Below are 17,038 nucleotides of genomic sequence, written 5' to 3'. Positions count from 1 at the left end.
TCTGGCTCCGGAGACCACGAAGGTCTTCATCGTTATGGGAGTCTCCCCGATCGAGAAGCTGTGGCTAGAGGAGATGCGCAGACTTTTCCAGCCGCTGACGACAGGGCTGGAGATCACTTATTCCAATGAACTGTCGCTGGAGCAGCTGAATGTCCAAGCCCCAAACCGAGGGCGAGGATGCCGCCCGTCGACGTTTGGGATCGCTGGCGCGCCGGCGAAGGGCTGCCCCAGGGTTGGACACCTCCCTCATGATCTCCGCAACCTTGTCGGTGGGGGCAGACCTTTCGCCGAGCTTATAGCCCGCGCGTGCGGGCAGCCGCGCTACCAGAGCCGGCGGATAGGTTTTGGCCAGCTCGGCGAGCGACATGTAATTTTCGGCCGAGCGGAGCTTGATGCCCAACTCCGCGTCGCAAAACGCAGCGAATTGCCCGTGGGGCATCCTCTCCTTGATCTGCGTAAGATTTTCCCCAATTTCGATGAGCTGATGGGTGGTGCGGCGGATCAGCGCGCGCACACGCTTGGCCCTCGTCTGAAGAAAAGCGACCTCAGACGGTGAAAACGCGCCGTAGTTGAAAGTGTTGCTCATGGCACACACCCCTCGTTGCGCCTCCTGCATCGCGGCAAAGCCGCGACAACGCTGCAGATGTAGGCTGTTGAGATGAGGTACGACGCGCCAGAACAGGTCGGCAGCAACACCGCTTGGCAAAGCGGAGGCTCAAGGAAATCTTGCAGGCTGAATTCTCATTTTGCAAGTACTAAAGGAGAACGACGCTTTCAAATCCGAAACTGTTTCGCATTTCACGACCTTGTGGCCGATCTCATCTAACCTTTTGCCTAAAGAGCTGAATTCTACATCACGAGACGCCGGACTGCTTGGTGCAGAGTGACCCGAGGGAAGAAGCTTATTTGATAGCGCTTGGCCGGCCCTGCCATACTGCTGGCCCCAAGGCGACGGGTGGATCAGCTATTGCGGATCGATAACAGCCTTCTCGACGAACTCGTCGATCTCGATGGTCCGCGTGGACACAAGGGCGATCTTCCTCAAGTTCCTCTTTGCTCACCTCGATGAACGACAATGTCCCCGTTCGGGCCTTCGTCGCCAGTGTCCGGCGCAGGCTTGCCGGCGCCGACCATGGCAATCGGCAGATGGTCGACATCCCCAACGCGGTGCTGAGGGACGGTATGCCGGCAGCAGAAGCCGCCTGTGCCGAAGCGCTTGTTCACGGCGTCCCATTCCGCCGATGTCGTGCTCAACGTCCTGGCCCAGAAAGTGAACCCGCTCCACCGGCCAATATGCGAAGGAGTTAGATCGTCAGGCGCTATTTCATTGTGGTGCAGGCGAGTTGATGAGACCTTCTCGGATCGGCGAGTTGAAAGGGGCACCGTGGCGTCTCGATGACATTTATTTTGGCAAAGCGTATGCCACCAAGGAATCACCGATCGGCGTCTCCATGAAATGATGACCGCCTGCCGTGATGACGAGGTACTGGCGGCCGTCGGCCTCGTAGGTGATCGGGGTGGCTTGGCCGCCGGCCGGAAGCACGTCGTCCCACACGGTTTTTCCGGTCTTGATATCGATGGCACGTATCAGATTGTCGGTCGTCGCTGCGATGAAGATAAGCCCGCCGGCGGTCACGACCGCGCCGCCATTGTTAGGCGTACCGATCGTGATCGGCAGCATCGACGGGATGCCGAACGGGCCATTCGTCCGGGCTTCACCTAACGGGCGATCCCACAGCGTCCTGCCGGTCTTCAGATCGATGGCGCGAATTCCGCCGTACGGCGGCTGCTTGCACAACAATCCGGTGCCGGGCAGCCGCCAGCCGGCATTGACGTTGATCGCATATGGGGAACCGAGCTGCGGATCGCCGGCGCCTTCCTGCCCGCCGATTTCGCCGCGCGCCTGGTCCCGCGGCGCCCAACCAAGACGATTGGCCTCGTCGCGCGGCACCAGCCGATTATAGTTCGGCATGTCGTTGTAATTGGCAACGATGATGTCGCGTACGGGATCGATGGCGATGCCGCCCCAATCGGAGCCGCCATTATAGCCTGGATATTCAATCCAGTGCGGGCTGGCCGTGGGTGGCGTGAAGATACCCTTGTAGCTCGCCTGACGAAACTGGATACGGCAGATCATCTGGTCGATGGGCGACATGCCCCACATGTCCTGCTCGGTGAGATCGGCCTTTCGCAGGGTGTGGTAAAGCGAGAATGGCTGGGTTTTGGCGCGCTGCGCAGGCTCCACGCCGCCTTGCGGCACCGGCCGCTCTTCGACGCCGACGAGCGGCTTGCCCGTGCGGCGGTCGAGCACGAAAATGTCGCCACGCTTGCTCGGCAGCACCAGCGCCGGCACCGGCTCGCCTTTGTCCGTCGGGAAGTCGACCAGCGTCGCTTGAGAGCCGAGATCGTAGTCCCAGACGTCATTGTGCACGGTCTGGAAATGCCAGGCGGGCTTGCCGGTCGTAACATCTAGCGCGACCAGCGATGTCGCGAACTCTTTCTCGCGGTCCGAGCGGCTGCTGCTCCAGTAGTCCACGGCCGAAACCCCAAGCGGCAGATAGACGAGCCCCAGTTCCTCGTCGCCGGAGGCGGTCGTCCACATGTTGGGCGTGCCCCTGGTAAAGGTTTGTCCAACCGGCGGCGGCGCACTTGCATCCGGCTTGACCATGTCCCATGCCCAACGCAACGCGCCCGTTTGCGCGTCGTATCCCTGAATCACACCCGAGGGCGCGTCCCGCTTTTGTCCGTCGAGCACTTCGTGCCCGATGACGATGACGCCGCGAACGATCGTCGGCGCCGAAGTAATCGCGAACATGCCGGGATCGTGCCGGCCGATCCCCGTCGCGGTGTCGACCTGACCGTCATATCCGAATGCCTCGCAGCGCGTGCCGGTCTTCGCATCGATTGCGATCAGGCGAGCGTCAAGCGTGCCTTCGATGATGCGGCTGGCACAGGCCGCCCCCTGACCGGCATTGGACAGTTCGTAATATGCAAGGCCTCTGCAAGCCGCGGTGTACGGAATGAACTCGTCCGGGACGCGCGGGTCAAATCGCCAGATCTGCTTGCCGGTCTTCGCGTCGACCGCGATAACGATGTTCTTGGGCGTGCAAACGTAGAGCTTATCCCCCACCTTGAGCGGGGTGTTCTCTGCGCCGTATGTGCCCTTTGTGTTCTTGGTAGGCAAGTCGCCGGTATGAAAAGTCCAGACCTTGGTGAGCTTGGCGACGTTCGTCGAGTTGATCTCGTCGAGCGGCGAATAGCGGCGCGCACTGTAGCTGCCGCCATAGGCAGGCCAATCTGAGCCTGCCTTGAGAGACGAAGGCTCGGTCATTGCGACGGTCGGAGACGGCATTACGCGAGGAGCGGCGCTTGCCGGCCGAAAAGCTCCGGTCAGCAACACAGTTGTGGCCACCAGCAGTACAAGCCCGGCAGCGATTGTAGCCGCAGCTTCATACTGGTGGCGAATGGGGCGAAGCTTCGGCGTGAGCGCCAGGACGGCGATCAGCAAAATGGCCGGCCCGACAGTCCGAGGCACCAGCGCCCAACCGTTGGCGCCAACTTCCCAGAACGCCCAGGCGAGGGTGAGCAGGAAGAGCAGAAGGTAAAGCCATGCGCCTTCAACGCGCCGGCGGGCCAACAGGAGACCCGAGACGATCAGGACGATTCCGCTGGGCAGATAATAGAAGGAGCCTCCCAACCAAAGCAGCCAAGCACCGCCGGCCCCGAGCACGAGGCCGATCAGAACCATGACTCCGCCAAGGGTGAATGCCGCCCAATCTGCCGCGCGATACGTCTGAGCCATACCAGTTACTCGTCATAGATTGATGCTTTGCTCCAGATCCAAGAGTGCGTCCGCCGCTTTGGTTCCCACATTTGCAGGTACGCTTCCGGACCACCGAGCGCCCTTGGCTCGGCAAGCGGTGAGCTCAAGAGACCCTCGGCAGCCCGTAAAGATGGGCAATTCGTCTCTCGATCATTGGCATGGGAACGTCAGCTGCAATCGAGGGTTTTCGTGTCCTCTCATGAAGACTGGCTAGAGATCAACGTGGCTGGAAATGCAAACTGCAAAGTTGAGAGGGTAAGCACCGGCAGCTTCGGACCTCTTCGCAGGTTCATCTCCGTCGCAATCGCTGTTTGGGCCAAGCTGAGCGACCACAATATTTCGATCTTGTCTGCCGCCGTCGCGTTCTATTCCTTTCTCTCGATTTTCCCCGCTATTGCCGCGCTGGTGTCACTCTACGGACTAGTCGCCGACACAAATGACATCGTGAGACAGTTGAATGCGCTCCACGGCATCCTGCCGGGTGAGGCGACCGCGCTCGTTTCAGAACGCTTGAAAGTGCTGGAGCAGGGCACGCATCCGCCCTTCGGCGTCGGGCTGATGGTCAGTGTAGGGATATCGATGTGGAGTGCGCGGTACGCGACCGGGACGCTCATGACCGCCTTAAACGTCACTTACGCGGTCTCCGAGGAGCGTGGGCTCGTTCTCTTTAACGCTGTGGCTCTGTCGTTGACCGTGGCGTTGATCGTCCTCGCCGGCGGCGCCGTGATCCTGATTGCCGTGATTCCCCTCCTGCTCAGCTACCTGCCAATTCCGACCGGCTGGCAGGCTGCGGCAATCTTGATACGGTGGCCGCTGCTCGTGTGCATGATCATCGCGATTGTCGCTTTGCTCTATCGCTATGCACCCAACAGGTCCGAGCCGAGATGGGACCTTGCGTCGGCCGGCGGTCTCCTCGCAACAACCGGTTTGATTGCGGGTTCATACGCATTCTCAACATATGTGAATACGTTCGCCGCCTATCAAAAGACCTACGGATCGCTCGGCGCAGTTGCCGTGTTGATGACATGGCTCTGGGTCGCGGCCTATTCCATCCTGGCGGGCGCCGAACTCAACGCTGAGATCGGAAGGCGGCTGTCTCAGCGATAGCGTTTGGCGGATCATTGGCGCCCGGCAGAGGCAAAAGCTGTTCGGTGAATCGACCCATTGGACCTGCCCGGACCATCAGAGCAAATAGCTGATGCCGGCGTTCGACATCCTCTCTGTCGCTGCGAGCGGCAATCAGGCGACGAGCGTCCGCAAGGACGAGATCCGCGTGGTGGGCGAGCGCCGAGAGCCGGGTGGCATCGCGCTCGCAGCTTGCGACCTGAGTCATCACCTCAATCATCCGAATCGATATTGCAGGTTGGGCGCCTGCGCTTTGGCGGATCATATGGAACATTGTCCCGAGCAATTGATCGTATTGCACATGCGGCACCACCAAAACCGGCCGACTTCCTCTGATCGACACTCCTGATGGCAGATGCAGGGGCACAAGATCGCACAGCGCCGCGCCCAGTCGATCCAGGACGGAGAGGGCGGTGTGTGGATCGTTGATGCCGGGCGAAAGCGCCCTCACCGCGACTTCAACGAGTTGTCGAACGGCGAAGCGCAGATCGGAAGAAATGCTGCTTGTTGCGCCCAGCGCCGTCGCATTCCGGATAGCCGCTTCGGCACCGTCGACGGGAGGATTAACTAGAGCGACGGTCGCCCCCGGAAAAACATAGTCGCCGGGGCCGATCAACAGCCGAATGGTGGCTCTATGCTTGGCCGCCCAGGTGGCCAGGCCCTCTTCGTCCAGATGCTGCAGATAACCGCGCCGCGAGTCCTTCAGGGGCAGGGAGCCGATCCAGTACTCACCCGGCGGAGGCTTCGGCTGCGGATCCTGGACGGTTAGCTGGCGCATAGCGCTGCGGAGGTCTTCACTGACGAGTTCGACGACAGTTTCAACGTTGATCCGGCCGGCGACGTGCCCGACGAAGTAGACGAGCATCGCCACGCAAGCCAATGCGAGCAGAATTCCAAGGCTCAATGATAGATGAGGGACGAAGCCGCCTTCCGGCTCTGTCCGGATGCTTCTCAGCACGACGAGAGCGTAACAGAAAGTGCCGAGCAGCATCCCTAGCGTGAACTGATTGCCACGATCGCGCGTGAAATTACGCAGCAGCCGAGGCCCCATCTGACCCGCAGCGAGAGACAACGCGGCAATGGTAATAGAGAACACGGTTCCCGCGACGCCGATCGTCGCGCCGGCTACGGTGCCGAGCAGGGTGCGAGCTCCGGTCGCGCCGCCGTCGTACAACCAGCCCCGTAGATTTGATAGCGAGATCGCGTCGCTTTGGTCAACATGAACGAGAGTGAAGGCACCGATTAGACTGGAAAGCACGATGAGTATAGGGACGAGCCAGAATGTCTCGCCAAGGTCGGCCAGCAGTTTTTCAGCGCGGGCGAGCATATTTGAGCCGCATGACCGAATCGAACCTGGAGCCAACAACCGGGCGGCTGGAGCGGTTCCGCCGAACCGCTCCACCCCAGAAGATTATCCGTTGCTGGGGTACTTGAATTCAGGCGCCGACTTCAACTGGTCGGCCGTCGTGTCCATGGTCGCGGTCCACTTGTTGACCGCATGATCAAACTTCAGATTGATTGCCCAAGGCCGCACCGCAACGTAGTGGTCGCCAATGCCAAGGAACCCTCCGACCGAGAGGATATAGCCGTCGATGCCGTTCTCGTTTAGCGCAACGTCCTTGATCGTGCCAATGTCCTGTTTGGTGTTGTTGTACACCTGCAGACCCATCAACTGCGAGCTCAGGCCGTCCTTCGGCGGCACCGAAGTGAAGGCTCCGCCGGGGCGATCCGAAGTTGCGTTAGCGCTGTTGGTGGACGAGTTTGTATTCGAAGAAGATTTCTGCGCGTTAGCGCCGATCGTTTTCACCTCGGCGAAAGTATTTGGACCAACGAACATTGTCACCGGACTTCCTGACCGATCTCTGGCCTCCACCAGGAACGACTCCGGCCGTACCTTGACGTCGGTGAAACCTGCCTGCTGCAGGTCGCTGACCATCTGCTGCCGAACGCTCGCTTGACCAGCGTCGGACTGGACCGCGTCGCCCTTGTTGCCCCCCTTGTTTGCCATGCTGTTTTCCGTGCGTTGGTCGGCCGACTGATTGCGGCTCGAGCTCTGCACGGCGCTATGGTCCCCAGGACCGGTAGCTTGCGGAGAACTTTGTGCCATCGCAAGCGATGATGCGCCGACGAGAGCTGCCGCCGCCAAGAATGAGGTCGCTTTCATGTATGGATCTCCTTGCTCGAGTTCAAAAGTTGATGGCGTTCGTAATGGCCGGCCCCGGCAGAACGCCGTGTTGCTCAGGGACATGGATGCCGTATGCCGTCGTAACCCATGTAAGTCCCGGAGCTCGGGTCGTACGACTTGTATCGCTGGGAGCAGTAGGCGTTGTTCTCGGCAGCTTGCGCCCGGCTGTTGGCGACGGCGCTTCCAATCGCCGCACCTGCCACGAAGCCGCCTAACGCTGGACCCCAGCCGCCGCTATAGCGGTGCCTGTAGCCGTCGCGCCAGTTATGACGATGCCAAGCATGGTGACGGTCATGCCTCCATTGAACTTCCACCAGGCTCGGGTCGTTTTTGGCTATCCCGCTCGCAGCCAACATGGGTGCGGCTTGCGCAGTAGTTCCGACCGGGATCGCGAGCGCCAATACGGCCACGGCGACGTGCCATCCGCTTGTTTTCATAAACTCATCTCCTCGTTTTCATTTGCCTGAAGGAAATGCGCGAGCTGCTCTGCCGTTGCAGAGACAGTTGGTACATAAGTGTACCCCGGCCGGGAGCACCTGTTTACTGCAGCAGGAGTAACGCTGCGGTCAAAGTACTACTGGCCCCGTGCGGCAGCGGACCAAGTTATGCGTCTACGATTCGGGTCCAGGTTGATCACCGCGGCATCACTGATAGGATAAGCGAAAATCTCGCAGGGGCTTGCTGCTACGTCATTGGAGTCCCAATGCGAATAGCCATAATCGAAGACGAATACTTCATCGCCGACGATCTCGCGACCGAGATCCGGCGCAAGCGGTCATGAAACAATTGGCCCATTTGCCGAGCTAAGCCCTGCTTTCCATGCAGCGGGTAGCGCAGCTATCGACGCCGCGCTTCTCGACGTCGACCTGCACGGGCGGGCGTCCTTCGAATTCGCAGATCTCCTTTTGAAAAGAAGCATCCCGTTTCTGATTTACACGGGATACAGCTGCGAAGTCATACCCGGCCGATTTGCCCCGTACGTGGTTGAAAAGCCGATTCCAGCTCGCGATGTGGTTGATAGACTATGTCGCCATGTGCTTGTGCACGGCTCGCTAGGACCGGTACGTCGTCCGTGATTGCCCAGACATCAGCCGATAGGGTTGGGTGCAGCAACGCTACGGCGAGACTTGCTTCATGAGTTCAGCTGAAAAGGACTTGAGGCGCGCTCGCTTCTGATCCACGGACAAAGCTGCGTTTTGTCGCACCAGAGGGCAGTAGAGGGTTAATACAAAATTGGTGATCTGTGCTGCCGACGCATTCGGATGAGCCATGCGCACGCTGCTGACGATGCCGCGTGTTGCACGATCGCCGCGCGCTGCAAGCATAGCTTCGAAGGTCTCCGTTTGTGCTCTTGTTTCCTTGATCGCGGCGTCGGTATCGCTCGGATGGTAAACGGGGCATTCGAGTGCGGAAGCTGGGGTTGGGTGGCCGAGCAGGAGTGCGGTGGCGAGGGCCAGCCAGGGAAGAACGCAATCAGAACGAAACTGCATCTGGGACTGCCTCGCTCGTTGAAGTTAAGAAGATAATACGCATTCACTTGTCAAAAAAGACGTCGAGACCCCGATGACTGTCCAGTCGCGGACAAACATTTCAGTTCGCTTGGCTTCTGACGCAGCGCGTACGCAGGCGTGCCGACTTTCTGTCGGACATGAAACGTTCTGATCGGAACGCCGAATGCCTGGAACGATTGTCGGCAGAACGATTGTCGCTAGGCAAGTCCGAGAGCACCTTCGAACTGGGTGGGATTGCAGACTTGTGCGTACCTCACCTGTAGATAAGGCCGCAGGAGCTTGGCATGCTGAAGTGGGCATTGATCTTCTTTGTGATATCGATCGTAGCCGGATTGCTCGGATTCAGCGGAATCGCTGCCGGTGCGTCCACTATCGCCAAGTGGCTATTTTTCGCAGCTGTTGCGATTTTTCTGGTGCTCGTGCTCCTCGCCTTTTTCGCGGGGGAGGTGATTTTTTAGGCTGATCGACGGGCGCTCGGCGCGGCCGGTAACCGCGAGGGTCTGCTCCGAAAGGGGGCCCACTTCGGTCTTGGAGAGACGGCGGGGCGATGGCCGGCGGTGCCTCCGATCTGCCAAGACGCAACTACTTTGGAGCCTGAACGGTTGCCACTGTTGAAGCCGCCTGGCGTTTCATTTCAAGAAAAGAAGTATGCTAGGGCCAACACGACGTAAACTCCAATGAGCATTACGCCCTCGAACCAGGTCGTCTCGGCGTCTCTCGTGATGGCATTCACGATGAACGCGGTGCCGGCGATTGAAAAGAGGTCGACGGGATTCCGGAAGACAAGGGTCATCGGCTTCCCGATCACCCATGAGAAAATGACGAGAAGCGGGGCAACAACAGCGCAATCTGAATGGCGGATCCGATGCAGAGCGTCATCACAAGTCCCATCCTGTCGCGCCGAGCGAACCAAACGGCCGCAAAGATGTCCGAGCTGGTGCCCACAAGAGCGAGCACGACGACGCCAAGAAAGAGTGGTGTCACACCCGTTGATTTGGCCGCTTCGGTCAGAGCGCCCGAGACAAATTCGCTCTGAAGGGCCGCCGCGCCGGTGCATGCCAATAACACGATCAACATGTGGTTGTAGACCACGCCGATCTAGCTGAAGCCTCCTCATTGGTCGCGAAGACATTCCGGTGAGTGATGAGGGTGAAGACAAGATTCCCGGAGTAGAGAACTAGCAGCACCATGGACACAGCCAGGATAAGCAATTCGTCGGAGGCATTCACGTGATTGACATGACGGATGTTGCGACCCGCGTAGTCGAACACTGCGGGCAGAATGAGAGCGATCACCGACAGGACGAGCATGCTCGACAACAACCCAGCGCGCGCTTGGGTGAAGCTCTGGCGGTCGCGATTGAACCCGCCGGCAACGATGGCCAGACCCAGCCCCAACAAGCAGGTCGCCGCTATGGACCCGGTGATCTGGGCGTGAACCACCTCGACATGGCCGCGCGCGAGAACAAATAGCGCAAGAATGAGTTCGGCCAAGCTTCCAAGACTGACGGTCAGGAGACCGCCTATGGCAGGACCGGTGTGGGAGGATAGCTGGTCGGTTGCTACGCGAATCCATTCAGCGAGTACAGCTATTGCGAGAACGCCGGATCCGAATATCCAGATCGGAGAAAGGTGAAAAACGTACTCGCCCATCGGGGTGAGCAGAACCAAGACCAGCGGCGCAACGCGCGCGATGGTACCGTACTGCCCAAAGATAGTCGTTGCTCTGGAGACGTTGGACTTCGGCAAGCTGGCGACTCACTCCTGGCGATCCCGCAAGGCTCCTACCGTCGATTTTAGCGGACAGATCGGGCCATTCCGCCGCCGACGGAGCGTGGCTTCTGCACCCAAAGCGCCTCGCATTCGATTCCCGGGCAGCTTGCGACGATTAACGGGGTGGGACACTTAGGGTTCGCTGCGCCGGCCTGAACTCGGTACGCGACCGGGCAAGGGAAGCGCATTGCGATGCCCAAGCCCTCATTCTCTTGAGCCATCATTCACCAATTGCTTGTGTATCGGGCATTGGCTGCACCAAGGGAGTTCTCATGCGCAGATAAAATCACGCGATAGCAGCTGCAGGACGATTGCTCGAGCTGCGACTGATCCAGAATCTCGACTTGAGCGCGGCCTTGCTTGATGATGCCTCGCGCTTCCATTTCGCCCATTGTCGACGTGATACCTGCGCGGCGAACTCCAAGGGCCTGTGCAATGCATCGATGCGTGAGCGGGATTTCGCGGGAGAACAACTTATCCTCTGCAACGAGAAGCCACCGAGCCAATCGTTGCTGCAAGCTGTGACGCGAGTTACATGCAGCCAACTGCGAGCTTTGGATCAGGGTGGCCTGCACGTACCGTAGCAACAGCTTCTGGATCTCGACATCCCCCCTCAGCAGCTCGAGCAAAGCATCGACCCCGATGCGCAAGGCTCTCCCGGCAACCTGAACCATGCAACGGTGAGGGGAAACGCGCATGCCAAGGATCAGGGGGATGCCGATGAAGTCCTTCGCTCCAACAGTCTGTATCTCGACGGGGAGGCAGTCTCCAGCCCTAGCGGTCAGCGAGGCCGCGCCATGTTCCACAAAATAGGCATACTGCAGTGGTTGATTGCGCTCCTGCAGCATTTGCCTTGGTCTCAGTGTTACCTCCTCGCAGAGCTCGACTAGCCGGCGGCGTGATGATTGTGGGAGGTGGCGGATCAGATCGTTGTTTGCGGGGTGCGCGTGCGGCGTTTGATCGCGCTCTCGTGACCGTTGCAGAGATGGCGTCGCACTGTGCGTCCGCACGACGTGTTCGGGTTCGTTGCTGAGCATTTCGCGTCTCCTTGGAAACGGTTATTCACCAAGATGTGGGGCGCGCGCGGGCCTCCTCACAGTCGGGCTTAGGTGAAGACCCGTCAGGAGAAGCCTGACCAGCTCCTCAAGGCCTGGATCGTGAGCTGCCTCTGATGCGCGAGCAACGAACGAAGTGCATCGGCCGAGGCATGTAATAGCGTTTGCCAGGATGTGCACGCGTGGATCTGCGGTGCGTTTTCCAAGGGCCAGGTATCCGATTGATCGCTGCACCTTTTCGTTGGCACGGCAGCGGACCATTCGCTTGATGGCCGGCCAGAACTTCGAGCTTCGGAAATGATTATACGAGCAATGATATTGTTGGCACGTGGATCGCAGGAGCGTTGAATGGACGCAAAGAGCAGGATCACCCTTGCAATTGTCGTAGGTACAATCTCGACCTCCGTTCTGTTGGGTCCCTCATGGGCAGAGGCGGCGACGCAGACTGCCACCGAACAGTCGGCGCAGTCCGAGCAGTTCGTCAACACGGTCTATAATGGCTACCGTGCTTCGCGACTGCTTGGGAGCGCGGTGTTCTCGTTGAAAGGTGAGTATTTGGGAGCCGTCCGGAACGTGACCTTGGCAGACGACGGGCAGATTGATTCTTTGCTCGTCGAAGGCTTCAGAACGAAGGATGAGCCGGAGTTCATCTCCCGAATTCCTTTCAACCGGGTGCTGCGCCCGCTTCACGAAGGAGCTATCGTGGCCGACTTTTCCGATTTGAGGTCGCGAGAATACGGCCTCTTTGTTGACCCTGATCAGGCCCAAGCAGAGCCGCACGAATTCTCGGTCTCCAAGGTCATCGGAGATTATGCGCGGCTGCAGGCAGGCCAAGGCTATGGCTATGTCTCCGACCTCGTTTTCGACAGCGGCGGAAAGCTCGCGGCGGTTGTGATATCCCGCGAGGCGTCCGTTGGCGGGGGCACCTATGCCTTCCCTTACCCGGGCCAAACGGGGCGATGGAGCCCGAACCTAAGCTATTATGGTCTGCCTTACGTCACAGCAGAGCAAGCAAACAAAGCCGGTCTGCGGCTCGATATGAAGGAGTTTCAGAACTCGTGAGCCACCAACGTCCGCCTGATGGTCCCCGGCGGTGTGCCTCACGGAGAGGCGCATGGCTTCACGAGCGAACTGGTGCAGTCACCTTTTTGAGCGCAGCGAAAGTTCTCCTCTCCCAAGCTTGCGTTCGAAGGTGGCTGCATCAGAGCGCTTCAATGCGTGCGGGGTAGCAGAAGGTATCCAAAAGTGAGGGCTCCCGTGCGTTAGATGCGTACGAGAACATCAGCGAAGGTCAATGCGAACATCGCGATCACGAAAACAAGCCCCGAGATCGCCGCGATCCGGATCAGCGGCTTCGCTGAGGCGAGTTGCATGAAGAGCAAGACGACGAGGGTCGATTTCACCCCCGCAATGATGATGCCGCTGGCTGTTGTCATTCGGCCCATGGGAACATAGGCGACGACGAGGCTGAGCAAGAGGAGTGCGAGGAGCGCTGCCCAGATCAAGAGGTTCCTCGCCCATAGGCGGCGCACAATACCGCCTGATTCACCTTGCCTGTTCATGATGCACGCCCCGGCAAATAGATCAGCGGATAGAGGAAGATCCACACGATATCGACCAGATGCCAGTAGAGGGCTGTGACCTCGATCTCGGGATTGTCTTTCGCCGGGAGTTGGTGCCGGAGCAGCACCCAGAACAAGCGGCTCACGAGAGCAATCCCGATGGAAAGGTGGATCGCGTGGACGCCCGTGACCAGCCAATAAAATCCATAAAACAGCTGCGCTCCTGGCAGAGACAACGCAAACCCGGCTCCCGGTACGAGCTGCTTATCGATGTCCTCCTTGTACTCGAAGCCCTTGATGACGATGAACGCGAGCCCGAGCAACGCGGTCAGCATGAGGCACACGAGGACGAGCCGTCGCAGTCGCGCAGACGTTTCGGACGCTTGCGAAGCCATGGCCATGGTGAGGCTGCTCGTCAACAGCACGGCGGTATTGATCGTGCCGTACCAGATATTTGTCTCCCTCCCGGCTGCAGCGAACGCCTCTGGATGCTCGATTCGACAAACCGTGTAAGTCAGCATCAGCGCCCCGAAGAACAGCGTCTCGCTGGCGAGGAAAACCCATATGCCGAACTTGCCTGCCTCGCGCTGCCGGCCGAAATCCAACCAGGGTTCTCTCAGCAGTGCGCTTTCGTCGCTCATCGCGTTTCTCTTGCGTTTTGCATTTCGGGGGGATCGGTTCCAGCCGACATGCCTTCGGCGTGGTAGTCATACGGCGCGCGATCTACTCGGGGCTTCCTGTCAAAATTCTTCGGGGGAGGCGGAGAACCCGTGGTCCACTCCAGCCCTGTCGCGCCCCAAGGGTTCTTCGCGGCCTTTCCGCCGTAGAACAGGGACCAGGTGAGATATCCCAGAGGCAACAAGTAGGCGATGGCGAGGACCGCCGCTCCCGCAGACGACATGACATTGTAGATCTGAAACTCCGCCGGATAGGTATGGTAGCGGCGCGGCATGCCGAGGTACCCGGCGAAGAATTGCGGCAGGAATGTCATGTTGAAGCCGGCATACATGAGGATGGCCGCGAACTTCGCCCAGCTCTCCGGATAGAGCTTGCCTGTGACCTTGGGCCACCAGAAGTGGAGCCCGGCAAAGAAGGCGGACACCGATCCGCCCACCATGATGTAGTGGAAGTGCGCGACGACGAAGTAGGTGTCGGTGACATGGATGTCCACCGGGATCGAGGCGAGGAACAGCCCGGAGAGCCCGCCGGTCGTAAACAGACCGACGAAGCCAAGCGCATACAGCATCGGCGATTCGAAGCTGATCTGACCGCGATACAGCGAAGCGGTCCAGTTGAAAACCTTGATTGCCGACGGCACGGCGATGATGAAGGAGAGGAAGGAGAACACGAGGCTGGCCAGGGCTGACTGTCCGGAGACAAACATGTGGTGGCCCCAGACGAAGAATCCGACGCCCGCAATCGCAAGCATGGCATAGACCATGAAGTCGTATCCGAAAATTCGCCGCCTCGCGAAGCATGGGATTATTTCGGACACGACGCCCATCGCCGGCAGGACCATGATGTAAACCGCCGGATGCGAGTAGAACCAGAACAGGTGCTGGAACAGGATCGGATCGCCGCCGCGAGCCGGATCGAAGATCGGCAAGCCCAGCACGCGCTCCGCGATCACGAGCAGGAGCGAGATGGCGAGCACCGGGGTGGCAAGCACCATGATCAGCGACGTCGCGTAGATCGCCCAGACGAACAGCGGCAGCCGGAACCAGGTCATGCCGGGAGCACGAAGCATGTGGGTGGTCGCGATGAAGTTCACTCCCGTGGCGATGCTGGCAAAGCCGACAACGAACACGCCCGCGGCCGCAGCGAAGACGTGGCTGTTGGAGAACATCGACGAATAAGGCGTATAGAACGTCCAGCCGGTGTCGACGCCTCCGGCGACGAGGGCATAAACGGTGAAAGCCCCGGCCGCGACGGTCAAATACCAGCTGAAAAGATTGAGGCGCGGAAACGCGACATCGGGCGCGCCGATCATCAGCGGCAGCAGGAAATTGCCGAACGTATTCGGGATCGACGGCACCAGGAAGAACCAGACCATGATGATCCCGTGGAACGAGAACAGCTTGTTGTAAGTGTCCGACGTCAACAGCCATCCGTTCGGCTGGAACAGCTCGAGCCGAACGGCGGTGATTGCGGCTCCTCCCAGAAAAAAGAAGAACGTGATGGTGATCGCGTAAAGGATTGCAATGCGCTTGTGGTCGGTCGTGGCAAGCCAGGACGAGATCGTCGAGCCGTGGCGGAGATAATCGGGGCGTGGCGGAAGCGGCAGCTCCCCGGCGAGCAGGGCGTCAGTCATTTTGCTGCTCCTCCCTGAGCGAGCGGATGTAGGCGGTCAGGCTCTGGATCTCTCCGTCGTCGAGCAGCCCTTTGAAGCTCGGCATGATGGGCTCAAAGCCGGCCACGACGTCGCGGTTCGGCTGCAGGATCGAATCGCGGATGTAGGCATCGTCCGCGGAAACGGTGCGTCCATCCGCCAGCTGCACCGCGCGGCCGTAGAGACCCGTCAGGCGCGGCGCGTGGACGTTCGAGGAGACGGCGTGGCAGCCCGAACATCCCCGCGACACGAACAGCCTGGCGCCCTCATGGGCAAGATCGTCGCCCTCCGGCTGCTGGACCAGCCATTTGGCATAGTCATCCTGTCGCATGACCACGATCTTGCCGCGCATCATGGAATGGTTCGTGCCGCAATACTCAGCGCAGAGCAGTGGAAAGGTGCCGGTTTTGCTGGCTTGAAACCAGATGTCAGTGTCGCGGCCAGGCAGCACGTCCTTCTTGACCCGAAACGCGGGGACGAAGAAGGAATGGATCACGTCCTGCGAGCTCATCAGGAGATGGACGGGCTTATCCAGCGGCACGTGAAGGGCATTGATCTCACGCGCGCCGTTCGGATGTTGCGTCTTCCACATCCACTGCTTGGCGATGACGTGGATTTCAAGTGCGCCCGTGGGCGCGGCAAGGCTGCTGAGGTCAGCGGAAGATGCCCACCAGAATAGGAAGGCGAACATCAGCAACGTCGCGACCGTCCAACCGATTTCGAACTCACGGCTGAGAATCTCAGGCATCGGGCCGCGCTTGGCGGGAGATCCGCGCCGATATCGAACGGCAAACAGCAGGATGAGCCCGAAGACGAGGACCACGGTCGCCCCGGAAAGGAAGAGCAGAAGATAGAAGATGTGATCAACCGTGACGGCGTGTGTGCTCGCTTCCGGCAGCCTGAATAACGAATTCATGCCGAGGCTCCCCGACGCCTGCTGCGGACCAGCATCAGCCCGACGAGGGCGGCCATGACGGCAACCGTGGATGCTCCGAAAATCTGCAGGACCGTTGTGATCCTGCGGGTGTAGATTCCGTGTACCGCGTCAAATCCATAGCAGAGCAGCGCGATGCGTCCGGAGAGTCCACCGATCCGCCCGTCACTGGCATCCAACAGAGCGAGGCGAAGGTCACCGGGCTGCAGCGCGAGGCTGGACAGCGCGCGGACGACCCGTCCGTCGGGCGCGAGCGTGACGAAGGCTGCCGGATGCGCAATCGCGTTATGCTTGTCGTCGGTTTCGGTATGGTATCCGATTGCACCGAGCAGCGCGGCAACAGTCTCCTGCGATCCTGTCAGGACCGATGTTCCCGTGCCCCCGATCTGTCCCTGGGTAAAGCGGCGGGCGTCGTCAATGGTGTCGCGCGGATCGATGCCGAGAACGACGAGGCTGTAGTCGCGTCCTGCGATAAACCCGGTCTGCTGCAGCGCCGAGCTTGCGATCGTCAGCGCAGGCCCGCAAATCTGCTTGCAGGTGAAGTCCGCTGGAAGGAGCAGGGTCGGACGTCCGTCGATGGCATCGCCAAGGGTGACGGTGTAACCGCCGACGGCCCTAAACTGCAGGGATAACGGAACGCGGGCGCCCTGAGGAGGATCGAACCCGACGCGCCCGATCTGCTCCTCGGTCAAACCGGCATGCGCGAGCCCCGGCCAGAGCGCAAGGGCCATGATGAAGATGG

Annotated in this window: 18 protein-coding genes and 2 pseudogenes; 4 read left to right on the top strand and 16 right to left on the bottom strand. The window is 59.9% G+C overall.

Going from position 1 to position 17,038, the window contains the following annotated elements; translation table 11 throughout:
- Positions 1 to 64 precede the first annotated feature (64 nt).
- Both IVB36_RS14235 and IVB36_RS14230 read right to left on the bottom strand, forming a co-directional pair.
- Complete coding sequence (locus IVB36_RS14235) at positions 65 to 586, bottom strand: hypothetical protein (RefSeq protein ID WP_247391927.1); 522 nt, start codon at positions 584 to 586, stop codon at positions 65 to 67.
- 381 nt (positions 587 to 967) lie between these two features.
- Positions 968 to 1,070: pseudogene (locus IVB36_RS14230) on the bottom strand (Ku protein); the annotation flags it as partial.
- A 34-nt stretch (positions 1,071 to 1,104) separates the two neighbouring features.
- On the opposite strand from IVB36_RS14230, the pseudogene IVB36_RS14225 reads away from it, so the two are divergent.
- Positions 1,105 to 1,270 (top strand): annotated as a pseudogene (locus tag IVB36_RS14225) (IS21 family transposase); the annotation flags it as partial.
- 132 nt (positions 1,271 to 1,402) lie between these two features.
- On the opposite strand, the gene IVB36_RS14220 reads toward IVB36_RS14225, so the two are convergent.
- Positions 1,403 to 3,802: a membrane-bound PQQ-dependent dehydrogenase, glucose/quinate/shikimate family gene (locus IVB36_RS14220; RefSeq protein ID WP_247391925.1), complete on the bottom strand. Its 2,400-nt coding sequence runs from the start codon at positions 3,800 to 3,802 to the stop codon at positions 1,403 to 1,405.
- 210 nt (positions 3,803 to 4,012) lie between these two features.
- On the opposite strand from IVB36_RS14220, the gene IVB36_RS14215 reads away from it, so the two are divergent.
- Positions 4,013 to 4,930 (top strand): YihY/virulence factor BrkB family protein, encoded by a 918-nt coding sequence (locus tag IVB36_RS14215; RefSeq protein ID WP_247391923.1) that lies wholly within the window; start codon positions 4,013 to 4,015, stop codon positions 4,928 to 4,930.
- On the opposite strand, the gene IVB36_RS14210 is transcribed toward IVB36_RS14215, so the two are convergent.
- The 4 genes from IVB36_RS14210 to IVB36_RS14195 all read right to left on the bottom strand — a co-directional run bounded on the left by IVB36_RS14210 (position 4,893) and on the right by IVB36_RS14195 (position 8,623).
- Entirely contained in the window at positions 4,893 to 6,275 is a 1,383-nt protein-coding gene (locus IVB36_RS14210) for a DUF2254 domain-containing protein (RefSeq protein WP_247391921.1), read from the bottom strand. The genes IVB36_RS14215 and IVB36_RS14210 overlap by 38 nt on opposite strands.
- A gap of 84 nt (positions 6,276 to 6,359) precedes the next feature.
- On the bottom strand, positions 6,360 to 7,112 hold the full coding sequence (locus IVB36_RS14205) for a PRC-barrel domain-containing protein (RefSeq protein ID WP_247391919.1): 753 nt from the start codon (positions 7,110 to 7,112) through the stop codon (positions 6,360 to 6,362).
- A 74-nt stretch (positions 7,113 to 7,186) separates the two neighbouring features.
- Complete coding sequence (locus IVB36_RS14200) at positions 7,187 to 7,489, bottom strand: BA14K family protein (protein WP_247391929.1); 303 nt, start codon at positions 7,487 to 7,489, stop codon at positions 7,187 to 7,189.
- Between the two features lie 759 nt (positions 7,490 to 8,248).
- The gene (locus IVB36_RS14195) at positions 8,249 to 8,623 is read right to left on the bottom strand and encodes a hypothetical protein (protein WP_247391917.1); all 375 of its coding nucleotides are present in this window, start codon (positions 8,621 to 8,623) and stop codon (positions 8,249 to 8,251) included.
- 305 nt (positions 8,624 to 8,928) lie between these two features.
- On the opposite strand from IVB36_RS14195, the gene IVB36_RS14190 reads away from it, so the two are divergent.
- Positions 8,929 to 9,102, top strand: coding sequence for a DUF1328 domain-containing protein (locus IVB36_RS14190; RefSeq protein WP_247391914.1), 174 nt, complete (start codon positions 8,929 to 8,931; stop codon positions 9,100 to 9,102).
- A gap of 176 nt (positions 9,103 to 9,278) precedes the next feature.
- Here the strand turns inward: IVB36_RS14190 and IVB36_RS14185 are convergent, their stop codons facing one another.
- From IVB36_RS14185 to IVB36_RS14170, 4 genes are all read right to left on the bottom strand, one after another.
- Entirely contained in the window at positions 9,279 to 9,437 is a 159-nt protein-coding gene (locus tag IVB36_RS14185; protein ID WP_247391912.1) for a hypothetical protein, read from the bottom strand.
- 11 nt (positions 9,438 to 9,448) lie between these two features.
- Entirely contained in the window at positions 9,449 to 9,721 is a 273-nt protein-coding gene (locus tag IVB36_RS14180) for a hypothetical protein (protein WP_247391910.1), read from the bottom strand.
- Positions 9,715 to 10,392 (bottom strand): hypothetical protein, encoded by a 678-nt coding sequence (locus IVB36_RS14175; protein ID WP_247391908.1) that lies wholly within the window; start codon positions 10,390 to 10,392, stop codon positions 9,715 to 9,717. The genes IVB36_RS14180 and IVB36_RS14175 overlap by 7 nt, the downstream gene beginning before the upstream one ends.
- A 248-nt stretch (positions 10,393 to 10,640) precedes the next feature.
- Positions 10,641 to 11,453 carry a Crp/Fnr family transcriptional regulator gene (locus tag IVB36_RS14170; RefSeq protein WP_247391906.1) on the bottom strand — a complete coding sequence of 271 codons (813 nt, stop codon included), beginning with the start codon at positions 11,451 to 11,453 and terminating at the stop codon, positions 10,641 to 10,643.
- Between the two features lie 366 nt (positions 11,454 to 11,819).
- Between IVB36_RS14170 and IVB36_RS14165 the strand changes: the two genes are divergently transcribed.
- A complete protein-coding gene (locus tag IVB36_RS14165; protein ID WP_247391904.1) occupies positions 11,820 to 12,533 on the top strand; it encodes a PRC-barrel domain-containing protein in 714 nt (237 codons plus the stop codon).
- 200 nt (positions 12,534 to 12,733) lie between these two features.
- On the opposite strand, the gene IVB36_RS14160 is transcribed toward IVB36_RS14165, so the two are convergent.
- Genes IVB36_RS14160 through IVB36_RS14140 form a run of 5 tightly spaced genes read right to left on the bottom strand, consistent with a single transcriptional unit; the run spans position 12,734 to position 17,027 of the window.
- A complete protein-coding gene (locus tag IVB36_RS14160; protein WP_247327365.1) occupies positions 12,734 to 12,976 on the bottom strand; it encodes a cytochrome C oxidase subunit IV family protein in 243 nt (80 codons plus the stop codon).
- A 53-nt stretch (positions 12,977 to 13,029) separates the two neighbouring features.
- Entirely contained in the window at positions 13,030 to 13,674 is a 645-nt protein-coding gene (locus IVB36_RS14155) for a cytochrome c oxidase subunit 3 family protein (protein ID WP_247391902.1), read from the bottom strand.
- Positions 13,671 to 15,344 (bottom strand): cytochrome c oxidase subunit I, encoded by a 1,674-nt coding sequence (locus IVB36_RS14150; protein ID WP_247391900.1) that lies wholly within the window; start codon positions 15,342 to 15,344, stop codon positions 13,671 to 13,673. The genes IVB36_RS14155 and IVB36_RS14150 overlap by 4 nt, the downstream gene beginning before the upstream one ends.
- Positions 15,337 to 16,278 (bottom strand): cytochrome c oxidase subunit II, encoded by a 942-nt coding sequence (gene coxB / locus IVB36_RS14145; RefSeq protein WP_247391898.1) that lies wholly within the window; start codon positions 16,276 to 16,278, stop codon positions 15,337 to 15,339. Before coxB ends, IVB36_RS14150 begins: the two co-directional genes overlap by 8 nt.
- Positions 16,275 to 17,027 carry an SCO family protein gene (locus IVB36_RS14140; protein ID WP_247391896.1) on the bottom strand — a complete coding sequence of 251 codons (753 nt, stop codon included), beginning with the start codon at positions 17,025 to 17,027 and terminating at the stop codon, positions 16,275 to 16,277. Before IVB36_RS14140 ends, coxB begins: the two co-directional genes overlap by 4 nt.
- Positions 17,028 to 17,038 lie beyond the last annotated feature (11 nt).

Source organism: Bradyrhizobium sp. 35 (assembly GCF_023073215.1).
Taxonomy (GTDB): Bacteria; Pseudomonadota; Alphaproteobacteria; order Rhizobiales; family Xanthobacteraceae; genus Bradyrhizobium; species Bradyrhizobium canariense_D.
Note: the sequence above shows the minus strand (reverse complement) of the source record. Positions and strands in the feature narration are given on the sequence as shown.